The sequence below is a fragment of the Pseudoalteromonas sp. Scap25 genome, assembly GCF_013394125.1.
Classification (GTDB): domain Bacteria; phylum Pseudomonadota; class Gammaproteobacteria; order Enterobacterales; family Alteromonadaceae; genus Pseudoalteromonas.
Map to the genome: position 1 here is coordinate 74,877 of NZ_CP041328.1, position 19,228 is coordinate 94,104.

Below are 19,228 nucleotides of genomic sequence, written 5' to 3' on the forward strand. Positions count from 1 at the left end.
TACATGGGGCAAGCTCAGGCCTACCCCTCATTGTTTTGTAAATTACAGGCTACAACTTAAGGTCCAATCTGCTGTTGCACCCGGCTCAGAGGTTGTCCACCACTTGGCTTTATAAACTGCGTTGTTATGCACCATTAGATCGCCGCCAGCAGCATGACTTGGGTTGCCCGCCCAGTCTGTTTGAGGGAAGTTTGGATAAACAGGAATCGTGGCTATATCAACTCCTTCACACGTACCTACAGGGTCACCGCCACCGTTATCTGGATTGCCCGTGCCATCACCCGGTGTTGCATCTGGTAGCATTGGGTATTCAGCTTTGAATGCATAAGTTTTTCCATCTTTTTCAATGGTAAAGTTGCTAGGCCCAGTGATTGGCATGTAGTACATCACTTGTGCATTCACAGTTGCACCAGCGCTAAAGTCTTTTGGTTGACCGCCCCATTCATTGTTCAGTGTGATTGAGAAACGGTGGAACTCGTTCTCAAAACCGCCAATATTATTACCCGCTGCGTTCGAGCCATTTACTTCTACTGCCATGCCCAGTTTTTCTTGTGCATTCCAGTTAGATTTAAAAATAGCTGAAGTTGATACCGGCACATCAAATGAGATTTTTGCACCACTAAAATCAAGACTTGAGTTATTAGTAAATGCAAACGTTGGGCTGATTGGGTAATTATCATCACCAATTGGGAAGTCTTTTGCTGTAAATGTTACATCTACTGCTTCAGCAGGCACTGTAAAGTTTGGATTTCCGCCATGTACATCATATGCAACACCGCTTTGATTAAACTTATCGTATGCAAGTGAAGTAAGCGTTGACCCCATGAAGTACTCGCCTTTCGCTGTATCGTAGTCAAAGTCACCCGCCAGCTCCCAGAACATAATACCGCCAAGGCCATTGTTGATAACGTAATCAACTTTTGTTGCCATTGACTCTTCATCTTCCATTGAAAGGAATACTTTTTTATCTGCGTTCCATAACCAAGGGGCTACAGCAACGCTGTCATAGTGACGAGTGTAAGTACCTGTTAAGCGGTCATCGGCGTCGGTATCAGGTGTTAAGCCATACACGCCTAAATACGAGCCAACAATGCCGTTTTCAAGGTTTTTAACATGCCATAAAGGGTTTGAACCTGCTGGCATTTCTTGGCCTGCATCGTTCTTATCATGCCAAAGGTTATCGATACCTAGTGCACCATTACCGCATTTGTTTTTCTCACCTACGCCAGTACCTTTAGCGCAATCAGCTTGGTTTGGTAGTGCCGCTTGGCCCCATAAACCGTTTGTTCCACCTGATACATTTTTAAAGCCACGGGTGTAATAAGGCAAACCAATATTAATACGACCTGCTGACATCGCTCCGCGGAAGTAACGTACGGCCCAATCAGTATTTAAATACCCAATGCCTTCAAACTCTTTGGTACCATATACATTCCACTGCGTAAGCTCTGAATCAAGACCCGTGTCAAACAACGCAGCGTTGTGACCTACGTGCGAGTTCCATGCGCCATGTAAGTCATAAGACATGATATTTACATAATCGAGGTATTGAACCGCTTGGAAGGTTTCCATTCCACGAAGTAAATAGCCCGACGAAGGCGATGCAATAGTGAGTAAATAATGCTTACCAGCGGCTTCACCTGCACGGTCTAGCTCTTCTCGTACCTTTTTCATTAGCACTTGATATGAAGCATTCAACCCTGCACGACGTGCGTTAGAAATAGGAAAGTCATCTGGATGACCTGAATCATTCATTGATGATGGGTATTCATAGTCAATATCAACACCATCAAAACCATACTTTTCAATAAATTCAACAGCACTTTGTGCGAATGCATTAATGCCAGCATGATTGATTGAACCATCGGCATTAGTGGTCATAGTATAAAAACCACCGCTTTCAACACGGCCTGTTTCATCAAAGTAACCGCCGGTTTCAGCCCAACCGCCTACTGATATTAATGTTTTTACATCTGGATGTTGTTTTTTGTATTTGTTTAACAGATTAAAATGGCCTTTGTAGTTAAACTCAGGGTCCATTTCGGCACCAACAACACCTGGCCACTGCATGTTTGTTGCTGGGTTATTTACTGATGCTGGGTCGCCAATTGATACTTTATTGTTGGCATCAACATGGGCAAAGGCATAGTTGATATGGGTAATTTTATCCCAAGGAATATCGTTTACTAAATAGCTGGGTTGACCATTAGCGCCATTACGCCAGCTAGTAAAGTATCCAATTACACGGCGTGGATGATCTGGGCCCATGATCTCGCGACCATTTGCGTCATAAATCGTACAGTAAGGCGTGTTTACACCGGGAGTTTGATATAAACCTTGGGGACGACAGTCAGTGCCCGTAACTGGGCCTGTATTTTCATCAACAACCGTTAATACTTTTGTTACTTGCGCTGTTGCACCGTCGTTATCGGTCACCGTTAGGGTGAAAGTTGCCTGACCAAGTGCCGTTGCTTGCCATGCAAAACTGCTCGCTGGTGAGCTTGATTGATGAACATCCACCCCGTTTGCTGCAAAGCTCAGAGCCGTTACTTGGCCATCACTATCAGTTCCAGAAAGTGCAAACACCACCTGCGAACCAACAACCAGTTGATCCGGAAGCGTGCTAAATGAAATAGCGGCAACAGGTACTTGATTAACAGGGTCAACAACTACTGAATCACTAACGTTCAGCGTATTAACAACTTCTGCAGAGTTCGCTCCTTCATCGTCTGTTGCTACCGCGCTAATTTGATGTTCGCCCGTGATAGCTTGCCAGTTAACACTGAACGGCGCAGTGTTATCAACCGCTATGGAAATGCCGTCGACAAAAAACTCTACACCTGCAACCGAGCCATCTGAATCAGTTGCTTGCGCCAAAATGACAACGTTGTCTTTATCGTTAAATAAAGAACCATTCCCAGGTGTGATCTCAGTAATTATAGGCGACTGATTATCATTGACAGCGCTGTCACACGCACCTAAAAGTAACCATTCTTGATATTGACCGGTATTCTCCAAAGGGTTTGCTTGTGTCCACCACTTGGCTTCATACGCATTATTTTGTGCCTTTACTTGGCTTCCTGCTGTATGAGTTTGCCCTAACTCCCATGTCGTCAATGTACTGCAGTCTATTGATGCATATACATTTAAACTAAATGCACTTAGTGATAAGACACTTAATTTAAGGGCATTATTTATTATTTTCCGTGAGCTCATTAGCTCCTCCGCTTAGTGTGTTAAGAAATGCTATTGTCAGTTTCCATTTATGAAACTAGCATGAACAAAGTAAATATCAAGTAAATAAAGTGTAATTAATAAACAAAATAGATACAAATTGATTAATTAATAATATGAGGCTAGTGATTTATAACTACTATAAAAACTATTAAAATACCAAGTTCAATTAATAACATTTATTAATTGGGCATTAAAAAGCCCAGTGAAACTGGGCTTGGTTTACATTAGGAATGTATATTTTGCTTAATTAAATGAAACCGTAACAATATTCGAACATACGTTCTCAGAAACACATAACTTATAGTTATACGTTGATAATCTTGCGTTACGAACGTAGTCACGGTAACGGCCATTATCTGATACGGTATCTACTAGTTCGCCATTTCGGTATAAGCTAAGTGACTCAGCACCCACTTCTTCCCAGTTTAGCTCTACACGCATAGTATCAAGACGTGACTTATTAGCGCGTTTTAGAGTCAACTCAATTTCAACATCACTTACAACAACTGTTTGTGTGAATGTATCTGAGTTGTTTTCACTATCTGTTACAGTTAGTTCAACTTCATAACTACCTGATTCAGCGTAGGCATGAACAGGGTTTGCATCAGTTGAAGTTGCACCGTCACCAAAGTTCCAGCTCCACTGTGAAATGTCATCATTAACATCACGGCTTGTATCTGTAAATGTAGCAGTTAAACCTTGTGCTGAAACATTAAAGCCGGCTTCTGGTGGTTGTGGACTTACTTCACCAATAGCACTAAATGTAAGTGACCAACCATTGATATTACCCGTATCTGCGCCTGCTGTATCTTCAACATTAAGTGTCCAATCTCCAGTCGCTACCTCAGAATTAAATACCGTTGATGTAAATGACTTCACAATGTCGTCGTCACTGCCACCTTCATTGCTTTGTAAAGTAACCTCTGTACCTTGTGCTGAAATAAGTGTAAGCACTAAGTCACCAGACCAAGTATGCGTAATGTCTACATCAGCCGTGGTACCAAAGATAGTTAAATCATCGGCCACAGTAATAACAGAGCTTGCACCTTCAGGTGAGTTATCCGGAATCTCAACGCGTTCATTACTACTGTAAGTAAAGTCGTTCAAACCAGCAGGTTGCAGCATTAAGCTTACTGTTTGATCTTTAACTTGCTCGTCTGTTGAAGCAGTTACAGTAAAGTCATAATTACCCCACTGAGTATCGCTATTAGTTGCTACCGTTAATACAACCTCATCACCTGGACGAGCTGTAGTTGCGCTTAGCGATGCGTCAGTAAGATCAGCAGCCAAAGCAAGTGAAACGTCACCATCCCATTGTGCAACTGAACCAATTGTAAAGGTATAGGTAACCGTATCACCAACTGTTGCTTGTTGAGAAACAGGTGATACTGATAATTTAAACCCAGGAGTTGGATCAGCATCAATGACTGCTTGGTTAACATTTAGACGTGTACCTGCAACCGTTTTACCATTTAATGCCGCATTAGCATCACCACTAGACATAAGTAACTCTTTAAGCTCTAGTGATGTTAGATCTGGATTTACTGACAATACAAGTGCAGCAGCACCAGCTACATGTGGTGTTGCCATTGATGTGCCAGAATAGCTTGCATAACCGCCACCTGGAATGGTTGATAAAATAGCACTACCTGGCGCGCCCATATCAACACTGGTTAAACCCCATTGTGAAAAGCCAGACATATTGTCGCGACTATCAGTACTTGCAATAGATAATACATTGTCATTTTCATAATTAGATGGGTAATGAGGATTTACATCGTTGTCTACCGCATCATTACCAGCAGCAGCTACAAATAAAATATCAGCTTCTTCACTGGCAGTAATCGCATCAGCAAGTGCTTGGCTATAACCACCACCGCCCCAGCTATTGTTTAATACACGAAGGTTAACACCTGAGTTTTTAAGGCCTACCATGTAGTCAATACATTTAATAGCGCCAGATGTAGAACCTGTACCATCTGCAGCTAAAAACTTACAACCTGCAATAGATACATCATGGTTTACACCAACAATACCAACACCATTGTTACCACTGGCACCAATTGTACCTGATACATGTGTACCGTGGCCTTCGTCATCCATTGGGTCGCCAGCATCGGTAATCGCGTTAATACCGTGTACGTCATCAATATAACCGTTGCCGTCATTATCGATACCATCTCCAGCAATCTCACCGCTATTTACCCACGCATTCGCAGCTAAATCAGGATGGCTATAATCTACACCAGTATCAATAACACCTACAACAATATCACGGCTACCAGTTGAAATTGACCAAGCCTCAGGTGCATCAATATCTGCATCAACCGTACCACCAGTTTGGCCTTCGTTATTTAAGCCCCATAAATCTTCAAAGCGAGGATCATTAGTTGCGTTTGCTATGCTCACTCGGTAATCAGGCTCAACATACTCAATAGCTTGATGTGATTTTAAGCGCTCAATTGCTTCTTTAGCGCTCATTCCTGATATTTTAAATTTAGCGAGGCGGCCTGAAAATAACGAAGTGAAGTTATCATCAATTTCATCGTTATTTAGATCAGATATTTTGGCTTTTACTAACGAACGAGCTTGCTTACGCATTTCCGGCGAAGCATTCTTTTTATATTTAACAATAATTGAGTCACTACTCGCAGTAACTTTTTGAGTCGTACTGTTTACATCAGGCAATTTCGCCGCAGCTAAACAAGGTAAAAGTGCAAGTGTAATAATAGATAATTTTGTTTTCATCGTTTTATCCGTAATTAAGTTAACTTAGCTGTACTAAGTGGAAAATTTACGTATAAGAATTTAAGCAATCACGTGGCAAGTGCTAAGAAAACGGTTAAACAGCGACTAACTCAAGTAAAAAAAAAAAATAAGGTACAAAATCATTACTTTTAACTAGAAATACAGTGATAAAAACATAAAAAACATCCATTTTAATGAGCTAAACTCATTAATTTTAACATACCATTAACTCATTATTTTTTATTGGATTTTAGTGAGAAATAAATATAAATCCAAAATTTAATTTCAAGCCATTGAAACTAAACAGCTTTAAATACCATTAAAAAAGATGATTCAAAATAGGTTCATTGAAGAATACAGTGACTGAGCAGTTATGAAGTAGATAACAGTAAACATACTGTTCAAGCACTGAAAGCTAGATTCTACATTCATGATTAAAACCGCACCTTACGTTTAAGAATAAAAGTTAATCACACATTTAACAGCACGGCATGCTGTAACGACAAACACCTTATTAAAACTTAATAAACAACCAAGGTGTTTAATTTTGCATTTCAAGGAGAATAATAATGAAATTGAATAAATCACTTTTAAGCTGTGCTATTGCAATTGCAATGGGCGCAAGCTTTACAGCAAACGCAACTACAGAATCAAAAGCGGGTTCAACTTCTGAGCTTGCATCTAAAGTATCTGTAAGTAGCATTGAAAATGCCGTAACAGTTAAACAATCATTTTCTGATAATACAGCATTAGTATCTCAAGATGGGGATGGCAATACTGCACTAGCTACTGAAGTCGGTAACAATAACGATGTTAAAATAGCTCAATTACAAAATGGTAATTACGCCGAAGTTGAAACAACGGGTGATAACAACCAACAGACTTATGCGCAAGATGGTATCGCTAATGGTTTTATTACTCGTATTACGGGTGATCATAACGGCGTTTATGTTTCTCAATTAGGCCAAGGATTATTCCAGAATAATGAAGCAATCAATATTATCACCGGTAGCGACAATAATATTGACGTAGAACAAGGTGATGGCGGCCATTGGTTTTACAACATGGACATGAGAGGTAACGGCAACGAAATTATTTCATCTCAGTCAGGTATGTGGCAAGAGTTTGAAATACTTAGCTTATCTGGTGATGAAAACATCATTGAAATTGAACAAACAGACACGTGGAATGAATTTAAAATAGAGTCATTACGTGGCAACGAAAATGAAATTGATGTTAGCCAAGATGGCTCACGCAACATTGTTACATTCACTGATATAGCTGGTGATGCAAACGAAATAGCTATTGAACAAAGCAGCGGTGATAACAATACGATTACTTTTGCAGCCGTTACTGGCAATGATAATGAAATAAAACTAGACCAAGAAGGTTCAGATAATGCTATTGAATCTGGTCTTTTTGACGGTTCATTCAACGAAGTAACAGTTAATCAAGTTGGTGATGAGAACCTTGCAACAACTGAGCTAATGGGCGATAACAATGAGCTTACAGCAATGCAAGTTGGTAACACTAATGAAGTATACATGGGTGTAATTGGATCAAATAATGAATTTACAGTAACTCAAGTTAGTAATTCCAGCTCGGTTCATTTAGCTAATTTTAATGGTAATGGCAATGATGTTGACCTTAGCCAATCAGGTGGTGATGAAAACGCAATTTTAGTGCAGTCTTCATACCCTGATGTCTCACTTACATCAAACGATAACGATATTGATGTTAATCAAGTCGGTAACCAAAACGAAGCCATTGTTACACTAGCGGGTGTTCTTGATAGTAATGCAAACCAAATTGATATCGCTCAAAATGGTGATATCAACGTTATTGACTTAATGGTAGAGGGCAGTAATCACTCTATTGATATTGCACAACAAGGTGAGGGAAACTGGGTAGGTGGAACGGGAGATTCAGCGCTTTTACTAGGTGGTGAAAACGTTTCATTCTCTGTTACTCAAACAGGTAATTACAATACTGTTGAAGGTAACGTAATTGGCTTTAACAGTACATTCTCTGTCACGCAAATCGGTGATGGTAACACTGCAACAATTACACAAATGTAATTGATGAGAAAGGGAGAGTAACCCTCTCCCTTATTTAACTATGAAAAATAATAAATATAACTATTTTTTTATACTTTTAACTCTTTTTATTCCTTGTAGTAATGCCAGTGATGATTTAGAAATCGATGGATTACTTCTAAACAAAAGTATTAGCCGCTTTGGGTATCAATTTTATAGTGAATTTTCAAACTATTGGCGCGAATTCCCCTCAACAGCAGGCTTCAATGTAGAAATAAAAGAAACGGTTATACCCCGTGCTGGCACCAAATTAGTATTAATAATGAATAATAAGATAATTTATGCAACCCACTTGGGACGAAAGCTAGAGCCTTTGGACGAGCGGGTAGAGCAAGCAGTACATTCTGTAATGGACGCAATGGCGCGATCGAATATGCAAACAGCGAGTCCTGACATGGCATTGAACGGATGGTAACAATGAAAAAAATAGTATTAACAATAATAACGACTTTAAGCTTTTCAGTCTCCGCAACTGAAATTATTTACACCCCTATTAACCCGAGCTTTGGCGGCAACCCTCTCAATGCCAATATGCTGCTTAGTAAGGCACAAGCACAAAATAAGCATAAAGCGCCTGTGATCGAAAAAGGGTATGCAGAGCAATTTCAGGATTCATTAGAGCGAACATACTTAAATAGGATGGTGAGAGAAATCACCGACATGGCTTTTGGCGAAAATATTGAAGACAGTGTTTTTAACCAAGATTCAATATTTATGAGTGGTGATTATCAAATAGAAGTAATCACCAGTACAACCGACACTATCACGGTTAGAATAACAAATATAATTGATGACTCGGTTGTGGTTATCGAAGTACCGAGGTTTGGATAATGTATAAAGTAATTATAATAACAATCGCTCTTTCTCTTAGTGGTTGCTCTACTATGGGTAATTTAATTCCCCCATCAAAACAAAGTGCGGTAACGTTAGAGCCAACAGATGTTTTTTCTGACTTAAAAAGCTTACCTAAACCTGCAGGTAGCATTCCAGTTTCGGTTTATTCATTTCGCGATCAAACCGGTCAATATAAACCACAAACTAATGTTAGCTCGTTTTCAACGGCCGTCACTCAAGGTGCAAACTCTATTTTAGTGCAAGCATTACATGAGTCTGACTGGTTTACGCCGGTTGAACGTGAGGGTTTACAAAACATTTTGACTGAGCGAAAAATTATTAGAGCGGCACAAGCGACTAACCCTAATCAGAGCGAGCTTCCGCCATTAACCACCGCAAAAATTATTTTAGAAGGTGGCATAATTAGCTACGATACCAATGTAAAAACTGGCGGATTAGGAATGGAATACTTTGGGATTGGTGCCTCAGAGCTATATCGTGAAGATGCAATTTCAATTTATTTGCGTGCAGTCGATGTAAGAACTGGCCAAGTACTATTATCAGTAGCCACCAGCAAAAAAGTATTGAGCCAAGAAATGCGAGCAGGCTTCTTTAGATATGTTAGTTACAAACGTTTAGCCGAAGCCGAAGCTGGATTTAGTGATAACGAACCTATGAGTATTTGTGTGACACAAGCCATAGAAAAAGCGCTTACTGATTTAATTACTAAAGGCATAGATCGAGGACTTTGGGCTAAAAAACAAGCTTAAAAAATAAAAGGCTATGCAAATAGCCTTTTTATTTAATTATCTAATGGAAGTAATACCGAAATGTAGCGCTGTGCCCAATTTGCAAGCTCTATACGATTACGCGATTGAGTCTTTTTAAACGCACTATAAAGATGAGTTTTCACTGTGTGATCACTAATATTGAGTTTGTTCGCTATTTTATCGTTACTCGCACCCTGCGCTATTAATTGAATCACCGATTTTTCACGTTTGGTTAAGTTTTCGCAATCCGATTTACTAAGCACTATGTCGTCATGCAGTAAATTGTTAGATGAAGCTGCATTTAATATATCTTTGAATGCATCAGAAATCACTTTACGAGTAAACCATAGCTCGCCATCGGTTATTCTTACAAGCGCCTTAAAAATATCCTCTGCAGCATCTGAACTATAAAAAACACCATTGAAGTGATTTAATAATAAATTTTTCTCACACACAGCATTTGGCTCAACGTTAAATAAAATCACCTTATTTTGCTTAGCTAAACAGATTAATTCGGCAGGGATTAATGAGTGCCAATCCTTATCCGCACCATCAACGAGATAAAGTTCAAAGGTTTGACGTAACTCGACTTTAGGGAGTGAGTCATCCATTTTTATTTCATTAAAAAGCGCTTTTAAAGTGCTTATAATCGTTGTATAGCAAAATGAGTGAGAAGACGATTTAGGTGTTGTTTTAATAAAGGCAAATTTTTTACTTAACATAATTACCATCCCTGAAACAATTTCATTACATTACCTAAATCAACTACAAAACACAATGCTCTTTTGGTATAAGATTATCAGGGTGAATCCCTATAAAGCAGTTAAGGCAAATTAACTTTCAGTGAGCATATAAAAGCGCAATGTTACACCGTTAGTCCAACCAAATCCTTGTTGTACTTGATATTCCCCCCCGCTGGCTTTTTTTTGCGGTGTGCATACGTTATATTTTTCGAGCAAGCATTTATTTTCAATAAAATCTTGTTCTACCATTGTTAGCCAGTTTTTCATTATGCGTGTAGCTAATTGCTCTATACCATAATTACGCAAGCCTTTTACCGCAAACCATTGTAATGGAGCCCAGCCATTCGGGCTGTCCCATTGCTGTGGGGTATCAACAACAGTGGTTACAATGCCGCCTGCTTTTAAAAACTGCTCGCTCAATACGTTTGCAACCAGTTCAGCTTGCTGTTGCGAGGCCAAATTAACAAAAAGCGCGGTACTTGCCGCTGCACTTAAAATAGCAGACGGCTTAGATAACTTATGATTATAATCAACAAAAAAACGCTTCTCATTACTCCAAAGATATTGATTAATAAGCGACTTTCTTTTTACAGCATAGCTACTGTACGTTTGTGATTGTTGCTCATTGCCAAGCAATTTAAAATATTCACTAAGCTGATTTTCTAAATTGTACAGTAGGCAATTTAGATCTATAGGTACAATATCTGTCGTTTGAATTGAGTTTAGTAAGTTTGACTCGGCTAACCAGCGCGAGCTAAAATCCCAGCCAGACTCGCATGCGGCACGAATATTACGATAAAACTCAGGTTTTTTATCATCACTAAACCCTGATGCAAGCGCTAAGTCTTCTCTTAATGACTCTGCGCGAGGAGCCGCCTCATCATCCCAATAGCGATTTAATACCCCACCACATGGCATTGTTACCACGCGTTTTACACTTGTTTGCGCATCATCGAGTGTATCTGCTCCTTGCATCCAAAATGCGTGCTCTTTTCTTAAAGCTTCAACACACAATCTAAGCCAAGCTAAATTATGTGTTTTACTGTGAGTGTGCTGCCATAAAAGATCAACCATCAGCGCTAAAATAGGCGGTTGTGAACGCGATAAATAATAACTGCGGTTACCATTGGGAATACAGCCGTAATCATTAATTAAATCTATAAAATTCTGCAGCATGTCTTCTACTACATCACTTTTATCTGCATCAATTAAACCCAGCGCAGTAAAATAACTATCCCAATAATAAATTTCTTGAAAACGTCCACCAGGTACAATATAGCTGTGCTTTAAAGCGAGTAAAGAATTAGCTTTGGGTGTATCGGCTTCACGTCGAAGGCCGCTCCACAGTGAGTTTATGTAGCCTTTTACACTGGTGGTATTTGCAGCTGCTTTCATTGTTAATAAAGGCGTTGTTATAAAATGCGCATCAACAAAGTCTCTTAATTGAGTTTTATCAAGGGGTGCTATTTGCTCATACTGTATACAGGCACTTTGCCAATCAACACGCGCGGTTGCATCAGCAAACGTTTTACAGTCGCTAAATATGTGCTGTGTTTGTACATCTTTAAATAATTGGCTATTAAAAAAACTCATAACTGTCCTAATCTATTAACTATTGACTGCGTGTTGTGAAATGGCATGGGTGCGTTTTTTAAAAATAATCACGCTAATAAAAATTAAACTAATGGGCACAAGTGAAAGATAAAAAGCATGCTGGCCACTAAAGTGCTCAAATACATACCCGGTTATCACCGACCCTGTGGTGCCACCAAGTGCTGAAAACACAACGATTAACCCTGTCATTGCAGCATGTTGATGCTTTTGAAGCGCACTGAGCATGACTGAGTTGAGTACCGGATAAATGGGCGCCATAAAAAAGCCAATTAATGGCAAAACAAACGCCGCCAGAGGCGCATCAAATAAACTGTTCACCTCGTTTTTAGGTAAGTTTTCCGTTAGTGGTAAGGTAATAATAATCAACGCAGCCATAGCAACTAAACAACAGCTAAGTACAACAAACCAATGAATATGCTTTAATACTTGGCCCGCCACTAAGCGCCCTAAAGCAAGAGCTGCGGCAAAAATACTCGCTAGTTGAATACTAATGGCTACTGGTAATTGCAAAACTTGATTATTAAATGTAGGCAACCAAGTCCCTACCCCTTGCTCGATTAACACATACAAAAATGCACTAATAATAAAAATCAGCACTAACGGTTGATAGGTAAGTTTGAGCATAGCAATAAAGTCATTCCAACCAGAGTTGCTTTTTTGACCTTTAATAGCAGGTTTTATTGGTGCTATTACGACACTGATAATCACCAAAAGCGTAAGCGCTGCTAATAGGTAATAAACGTTCAACCAGGCATTGCTATCAACAGGGTCTATAAATGCGGTGAATACCCAATAGCCACTTAATACACCCACCATAAAAATGCCTTCTATCGTGTTTAGTAATGATGAGTGACTATTTGCACCCTCTGTCACTTGGCCAATAATTGAATAAACCGACACCTTAACGACCGCAAAACCACAACCCACAGCAGCAAATAACACTTTAAACATGTAAAATTCACTTATTACAGCTGTAAAAAAACACGCTATTGCGACAACTATCAGTGCTAGCAGCATTGCAAGCTTGTAGCCCAAACGCGGTATAAATGAAGCAACAACAAATGACATTATTGCAATTGATAAGTCTTTAAATCCCTCTAAAACCGACGCTTCTGTTTTGCTTACTCCTAGTGTGTTTATAGCCTGCAAAATAACAGTGCCTACGCTATTTAATAGTATTGCGAAAATAAAATAGCTTGCAGCAATTGCCAGTGTGATTTTTATTTTACTCATTGCTTGCCTCGTTTAGAGCGACATACGCCATAACTTTTATAAAGCAAATTACCCATAGCTGGTAAATTACCGTGTGTGTTAGTCAGTAAATCCAGAGTTTAGTGTAGAACAAATATCATTGCAATCGTTTGCATTTTAAATTTAACAATTAATATACATGCATACTAAGTTAACGTTTGCTTGACTGGCGAGTAATTAATTCTATATCAATAACTTGTGATTCGGCTTTTTCACCTGAAAACTGCTGTATTAACTTTTTAACTAACAAAGTCGCAGCAAATTGGGTGTTTTGTTTAATCGTAGAAAGAGAGGGATGGCTAATATCAGCCATGGCAATGTCATCAAATCCAACCAGTGCCACATCGTTGGGAATACTTACATAGCGCTCTTTCAGCGCTTTCATCGCCCCCAGTGCAACCATGTCACTACAGGCCATTATCGCGTCAAAATATAAACCTTTTTCACGTAATAACTGATTAATTGCTTGATACGCTGAGCGACTGGTAATATCAATGGATATAACATGCTGCTCAAGTTTATGAGTAGAAAGTGCAGCAGCGTAACCACGATGCCTTTCACTAATTTCACCATGCTCAGGATCGCCTAAAAATAAAATACTTTTAGCACCGTGTTCTATTAAATGAGCGGTCGCTTGCATTCCTCCTAAGTAGTTATCGCTGCCGACAATAGGATAATTGCTTTGTGTTTTTGGATCCCCCCATACAACTAAAGGAATACCCGCATCGGCAGCCGCTTCTATATTAGTTTGGCTTTTTCCTTGCCCCACAACAATAATACCGTCTGCTCGGCGGCCATTAATAAAGTAATTAGCCCAGTCATCTTGCGCCATAATAGAGTTAGATAACAACAACTCTAAACCCTGCTGATTAAGCGCAAGGTTAATTTCGCTCACTACCTTGAGTAAAAATGGATCGCTAATTGACTGCTCGGTTTGCTCATCAAGATTAATAATGACGGCAACAACATTGGTTTTTTGCGTACGTAAACGGCTAGCTGCCGTGTTAAGGCTAAAATTATGTTTTTTTGCAAGCTGCTGAAGCTTGTCGCGGGTTTCTTGTTTTATAAGCGGGTTATTATTCAGCGCGCGCGAAACCGTTGAGGTAGACACCCCTGCAAGCTTTGCTAAATCAGCTAATTTAATTTTTTTATTATTCATAAAACCCTAAACGCTCCACTTCGGCTGATGCTATATCTAACTTACTGACAATATAGCATTATTATTTTTTACTGGCTTGCCCATTAACTTAAAAGTTACGCTCTTGTGTAATTACGCTCAATAAAACAACAGCCCATATTAATAAATAATTTACAAATAAATATTGCAAACGTTTGCATTTATCTCTAGAGTTTCAATTTATACAGCTTGTTTACATTAAAATTTAATCAATCTCGCTGTAATACACACTGTTTAACACACTAAAAACGGGATCTCACACATGAAATTCAATAAAGCAAAAAGCATGCTAGCCTGTGCAATTACTTTAGCCCTAAGCACACACGCTGCTGTTGCAGCAGAACAAGCAAAAGAAAAAAAAGTTGAGCGAATTGTCGTTTCTGGTACCCCCGCAGGTGTTGGGATCAGAAAAATTGATGCCAGCTACGCAGTAACAAATATTGATTCATCACAAATTATAAAATTATCACCTAAAAGTACTGCTGACTTATTTAAAGCTGTTCCCGGTGTGTGGGTAGAAAGCTCTGGTGGTGAGTCTGGTGCCAACGTATTTGTACGTGGTTTTCCAGGAGGTGGTGATGCGCCATTTTTAACACTCAGTATTGAAGGCTCGCCAGTTTACCCTGCGCCTACTCTTTCATTTTTAGAAAACTCATCGTTATTTAGAATCGATGAAACGATTGAAACGATGGAAGCACTGCGTGGTGGTCCTAACCCTGTGCTATCCAATGGTCAGCCTGGTTTAACAACCAACTTTAGGTTAAAGCGTGGCAGTGAAGATACTCAAGGCTTATTTAAATACACCACCTCAGATTACGACTTACAACGGGTTGATGCTGTGCTAAGTGGTGAAATCACCGACGATCTATATTTTATGGTAGGCGGCTATGTTAAAAGCTCACCGGGTATTCGTGATGCAGGGTTTACCTCAGAAAAAGGAAGCCAATTTACAATTAACATTACTAAAGAGTTAGACAATGGCGAGCTTAACTTTTATACCCGTCAAACAGACGATCACGGTGCTTGGTACTTACCCACCCCATTAAACGTTGACGGTATTGACGCCCAGTATACTCAATTAGGCACACTTAACCGTCAAGCGACGATTTTTACCGGCCCAGATGCGCAAGCACACGATATTGACCTAGGTGATGGCCGAGGATGGGATGGCCATGTATCCGGCGGTAGCATTAAACTAGAATTTGATAATGGCTGGCAATTTATAGATCGTTTTAATATTACTAAAGGCGATGCCAATACATTTGGCCTAGTACCTAATGGTTCAGCAACGACAATTGGTGAAGTGGCTGACAATGGTCAAACGGCATTCGGTGCAGTGACTAACACCGAATATGCTAGTGACACCGCGATTCAGCAACTGGGTCGCTGGGTAGTATTAAAAGAAATAAGCTCGTTTACTAACGACTTAGCCTTTTCAAAGCAATTTGGCGATTTATCGGCCACTTTTGGTTATTACACCGCAAGCACATCTGCGAGCGATTGGTGGAGCTTAGGTAATACGGCGTATCACGTGCTGGAAGCCGGTGGTGAGTCATTAAATGGCATTGAATGTAACCAAAGCACTGACGGGTGTGGTTTTAATTACGATATTAGCTCAACAGGTGATGCACGCACCAATGCTTTTTACTTTACAGGCCAATACAAATTTGCAGATGCATTTACGCTTGATTTAGGTGTACGTAAAGAAAACCATGATGTGCAGTACAGTGTTGATGAAGACCTTGACGGTATTATCACTAAAACCGTTGATTACGATGAAAGTAAAACCTCATGGACAACCGGTTTAAACTATTCAATTAATGACGACATGGGCGTGTTTGCACGTGTTAACCGTGGTTATAAAATGCCATATTTTGATGACTTTAGAGATAACTTTGGCGCATACCAAGGGGGTGAAAAACTAATTAAAGAAGTAACGCAGGGCGAACTAGGTTACAAGCTTATTTCAGACTCTACCGACTTCTACGCCACCTTTTTTGTCAATGAAGTAAAAGGCGATACCTTTGTAAGTCGCCCGGGTGTACCGGCTGACATTTTAACCAACGAAGCGTATGGTGTTGAACTTGATTATAACTTTAATCATGAATCTGGCTTTTCTGTTAATTTAAATACCACATTACAACAGACCGAAATCACTGAAAGCCCTGAAAATAAAGGTAACGACGCACAGCGCCAACCTAAATGGCAAGTACGTGTAACACCAAGCTATGACTTTGAAGTAGACGGCATGTATGCCACTTTATATGGTACTTTGTCAGCAGTGGATGACCGCTTTGGTAATAACGAAAACACCGTGACACTTGATGGCTACGAAAAAGTAGACTTAGGTTTAATTGTTGAACCAGTCGAAGGCATTAAACTGCAATTAGCTGTAGATAACCTAACCGACGAGCAAGGTATCACTGAAGGCGACCCACGCAATGCCGACGCCCCCAATGGCCGTTACATTATGCCGCGTACAACACGCTTAAGTGTTAGTTACGAATTTTAATACACTCCCTAAGCAATAAATTAAAGCCGCTGTGTTTAATACACGGCGGCTTTTTTTATTATAGATATCAAACTATTAGCAAGCTCTCTATGCGCACTAACGGGTAAGTGTATGCCCTCTTTATTACATGGCTTTATCAGCGGATAACAATCTAAAAATACACACGTGTGACGATAGGCGACGGCTTTAAATTCAATAGATAATTGTTCAACTTTTTTACCTGCACCTGCGTAAATGCTTTTATAACTTCCCACTTCATGAACCGTGGGCGGGCTTATAATGATAATCTTTGGTATTGTTTTACAATGATAAAAGGCTTTAATGGCTAAAATTAACTCCTCAAGCGCTTTGCCAATATCGATAGCAGACAGTGCAAAACGTGCTTTTAAGTCATTAGTACCGAGTTGAATAATAACAACATCAACAGTGTGCGCTTCCAGATACGGTTTTAAATATTTAATGCCCGATTTATCTCCCATAAACGGGGGGTTATTGACTAAAGTACGATTAGGCTCCCCGGCTTCAATCACTTCAAAGCCGGTGCCCAACTGCTGCTTTAATAAAGTAGGCCAGCGTTCAATTTCGCTCAGCCGTTTGCCATCAACAGGAGAAATACCAAAGGTATTGGAATCACCAAAACACAGAATATTCATTAAAACGGATTCAATGTATAGCCTTGTTGTTGTAACTGGGCGTGGGCTGTCATCGCTGAAAGCGCCATTTTCACCCCAGGTATAAGCTGATCTGCTGCTACCTTCATATGCATTGCCGACTGCCCGCATACATATACCTGCGTGTTATTAGCAAGCAGCTGTTTAATTAAAGATTCGGTTTTGTTATCTTTGTCAAACCGAGCTTTATAATCACTGTTTTTCAGTACATCAACGCTGGCTCCACCGTGTACCACCAGCGCAAGCTGAATATTTTCTGGTTTTACGCCGTGAGCCACATGCATATTAATAAATCGCGCTAACGAATTAATATGATTATTTTGCACGCCCTTTTCAGCGCCTTTACCTACATCAAAAGCTATCTTGAACTGTGCTTGGTTTAAATCAGACACATGCTCGGGCACATTATAAAAATAACCATAGTCTTTAATAACAGGCGAAGGCTCTGCAGCAAGAGTACTAAAGCTAGCCAAAAGTAAGCTTGAGCCAATAAGTAACGTTTTCATACATCATCCTTTTTACTTTTTGTTTAGCCTAACGCTATTTAACGTGATTAACTAGCCTGAACATGTGAATGTGCTTTGAAAGTCATTCCTAAATAATTAAAGGTATGTTTAAACATATCGATAAATGCGTCTGGCGCAGAGGGAGATGCAGCATTAGACAACAGTGAAAACTGTTTTTGACGTAAAGTTCTAAGCTTCGGTTTTAACGCCTCATCATCCATGTAATCTGTGATCCTATCTATAAATGCTTTCATTTTTGGCGTGGTGTTATACCAGTACACAGGCGATGCGAACACCCAATGTTCGTAACGAAGTAACACTTCAAACAAATTATAAAAATCATCATTGTGATACTGCTTATCGTAGCGATAAGGTGAAATAACATAATCATCTAAGCAAAAAACAATGCCGCTTTGTTGCTTACTATAGGCATTAACTTGCGCGGTAGTATTGCCATTTTTACGTCCACTTGAATATATGATTGCGATATTGTGTGCTGATTTTTCTTGCATTGGGTTAGCTCCTTTTCTTATGATGGAGCAAAGCTTAAAACCTCAAGTTAAGTTCAGGTCAATAAGAAATAATTTAATTTTTAAAAGGAATTAAAGTGATGGCGGTACAAAAAAAGCTTACTGAAGCCAACTTAACGGTTGGGTTTGTCGCTAAACGCAGTGGCGTTAAGGTATCTACACTGCACTTTTACGAAAATAAAGGGCTAATACGCAGTTGGCGAAACAGTGGCAATCAACGACGCTTTAAACCAGATGTACTAAGGCGAGTAGCAGTTATAAAAGCAGCACAAGCGATGGGGATCACGCTCGAAGAAATTAAACAAACTCTGGCAACGTTACCAGAGCAGCGTACACCAACACAAAAAGACTGGTCTGCACTCTCAAAACAATGGCAAAAGAAACTTGATGAGCGTATTGCTTATATGCGACGTTTACGTGAACGGGTTGATGGCTGTATTGGCTGTGGGTGTTTATCAATGAGTAAGTGCCCTATTTATAACAAAGACGACCACTTAGGTGAAACCCAAAGTGGTGCCATTTTGTTAGAGCGAGATTAA

At 39.7% G+C, this 19,228-nt stretch carries 15 protein-coding genes; 6 read left to right on the forward strand and 9 right to left on the reverse strand.

Features of this window, described 5'->3' with window-relative positions:
• Window positions 1-42: 42 nt before the first annotated feature.
• Entirely contained in the window at window positions 43-3,216 is a 3,174-nt protein-coding gene (locus FLM54_RS15865; RefSeq protein WP_178956926.1) for a glycosyl hydrolase family 18 protein, read from the reverse strand.
• Window positions 3,217-3,480: 264 nt separating this feature from the next.
• Complete coding sequence (locus FLM54_RS15870; protein ID WP_178956927.1) at window positions 3,481-5,985, reverse strand: S8 family serine peptidase; 2,505 nt, start codon at window positions 5,983-5,985, stop codon at window positions 3,481-3,483.
• Window positions 5,986-6,554: 569 nt separating this feature from the next.
• On the opposite strand from FLM54_RS15870, the gene FLM54_RS15875 reads away from it, so the two are divergent.
• The 4 genes from FLM54_RS15875 to FLM54_RS15890 are packed head-to-tail and all read left to right on the forward strand — an operon-like array spanning window position 6,555 to window position 9,685.
• Complete coding sequence (locus FLM54_RS15875; protein WP_178956928.1) at window positions 6,555-8,063, forward strand: curlin; 1,509 nt, start codon at window positions 6,555-6,557, stop codon at window positions 8,061-8,063.
• A gap of 40 nt (window positions 8,064-8,103) precedes the next feature.
• Window positions 8,104-8,496 (forward strand): curli production assembly/transport protein CsgE, encoded by a 393-nt coding sequence (locus FLM54_RS15880; RefSeq protein ID WP_178956929.1) that lies wholly within the window; start codon window positions 8,104-8,106, stop codon window positions 8,494-8,496.
• Window positions 8,490-8,912, forward strand: coding sequence for a curli assembly protein CsgF (locus tag FLM54_RS15885; protein WP_138605903.1), 423 nt, complete (start codon window positions 8,490-8,492; stop codon window positions 8,910-8,912). Before FLM54_RS15880 ends, FLM54_RS15885 begins: the two co-directional genes overlap by 7 nt.
• Complete coding sequence (locus FLM54_RS15890; protein ID WP_138764900.1) at window positions 8,912-9,685, forward strand: CsgG/HfaB family protein; 774 nt, start codon at window positions 8,912-8,914, stop codon at window positions 9,683-9,685. The genes FLM54_RS15885 and FLM54_RS15890 overlap by 1 nt, the downstream gene beginning before the upstream one ends.
• 32 nt (window positions 9,686-9,717) lie before the next feature.
• Here the strand turns inward: FLM54_RS15890 and FLM54_RS15895 are convergent, their stop codons facing one another.
• From FLM54_RS15895 to FLM54_RS15910, 4 genes are all read right to left on the reverse strand, one after another.
• On the reverse strand, window positions 9,718-10,407 hold the full coding sequence (locus tag FLM54_RS15895; RefSeq protein ID WP_178956930.1) for a response regulator transcription factor: 690 nt from the start codon (window positions 10,405-10,407) through the stop codon (window positions 9,718-9,720).
• 111 nt (window positions 10,408-10,518) lie between these two features.
• Entirely contained in the window at window positions 10,519-12,021 is a 1,503-nt protein-coding gene (gene treF / locus FLM54_RS15900) for an alpha,alpha-trehalase TreF (RefSeq protein ID WP_178956931.1), read from the reverse strand.
• A 15-nt stretch (window positions 12,022-12,036) separates the two neighbouring features.
• Entirely contained in the window at window positions 12,037-13,275 is a 1,239-nt protein-coding gene (locus FLM54_RS15905) for an MFS transporter (protein ID WP_178956932.1), read from the reverse strand.
• A gap of 169 nt (window positions 13,276-13,444) precedes the next feature.
• Window positions 13,445-14,452 (reverse strand): LacI family DNA-binding transcriptional regulator, encoded by a 1,008-nt coding sequence (locus FLM54_RS15910; RefSeq protein ID WP_138594317.1) that lies wholly within the window; start codon window positions 14,450-14,452, stop codon window positions 13,445-13,447.
• A 280-nt stretch (window positions 14,453-14,732) separates the two neighbouring features.
• On the opposite strand from FLM54_RS15910, the gene FLM54_RS15915 reads away from it, so the two are divergent.
• Complete coding sequence (locus tag FLM54_RS15915; RefSeq protein ID WP_178956933.1) at window positions 14,733-16,982, forward strand: TonB-dependent receptor; 2,250 nt, start codon at window positions 14,733-14,735, stop codon at window positions 16,980-16,982.
• Between the two features lie 35 nt (window positions 16,983-17,017).
• On the opposite strand, the gene FLM54_RS15920 is transcribed toward FLM54_RS15915, so the two are convergent.
• Genes FLM54_RS15920 through FLM54_RS15930 form a run of 3 tightly spaced genes read right to left on the reverse strand, consistent with a single transcriptional unit; the run spans window position 17,018 to window position 18,671 of the window.
• The gene (locus FLM54_RS15920; protein ID WP_178956934.1) at window positions 17,018-17,635 is read right to left on the reverse strand and encodes a GDSL-type esterase/lipase family protein; all 618 of its coding nucleotides are present in this window, start codon (window positions 17,633-17,635) and stop codon (window positions 17,018-17,020) included.
• Window positions 17,635-18,159 carry a DsrE family protein gene (locus tag FLM54_RS15925; RefSeq protein WP_178956935.1) on the reverse strand — a complete coding sequence of 175 codons (525 nt, stop codon included), beginning with the start codon at window positions 18,157-18,159 and terminating at the stop codon, window positions 17,635-17,637. The genes FLM54_RS15920 and FLM54_RS15925 overlap by 1 nt, the downstream gene beginning before the upstream one ends.
• A 47-nt stretch (window positions 18,160-18,206) precedes the next feature.
• Window positions 18,207-18,671 (reverse strand): flavodoxin family protein, encoded by a 465-nt coding sequence (locus tag FLM54_RS15930; protein WP_010389334.1) that lies wholly within the window; start codon window positions 18,669-18,671, stop codon window positions 18,207-18,209.
• Between the two features lie 98 nt (window positions 18,672-18,769).
• Here FLM54_RS15930 and soxR point away from each other — a divergent pair, with 98 nt between their 5' ends.
• Window positions 18,770-19,228, forward strand: a complete 459-nt coding sequence (gene soxR / locus FLM54_RS15935; protein WP_178957426.1) for a redox-sensitive transcriptional activator SoxR — start codon at window positions 18,770-18,772, stop codon at window positions 19,226-19,228.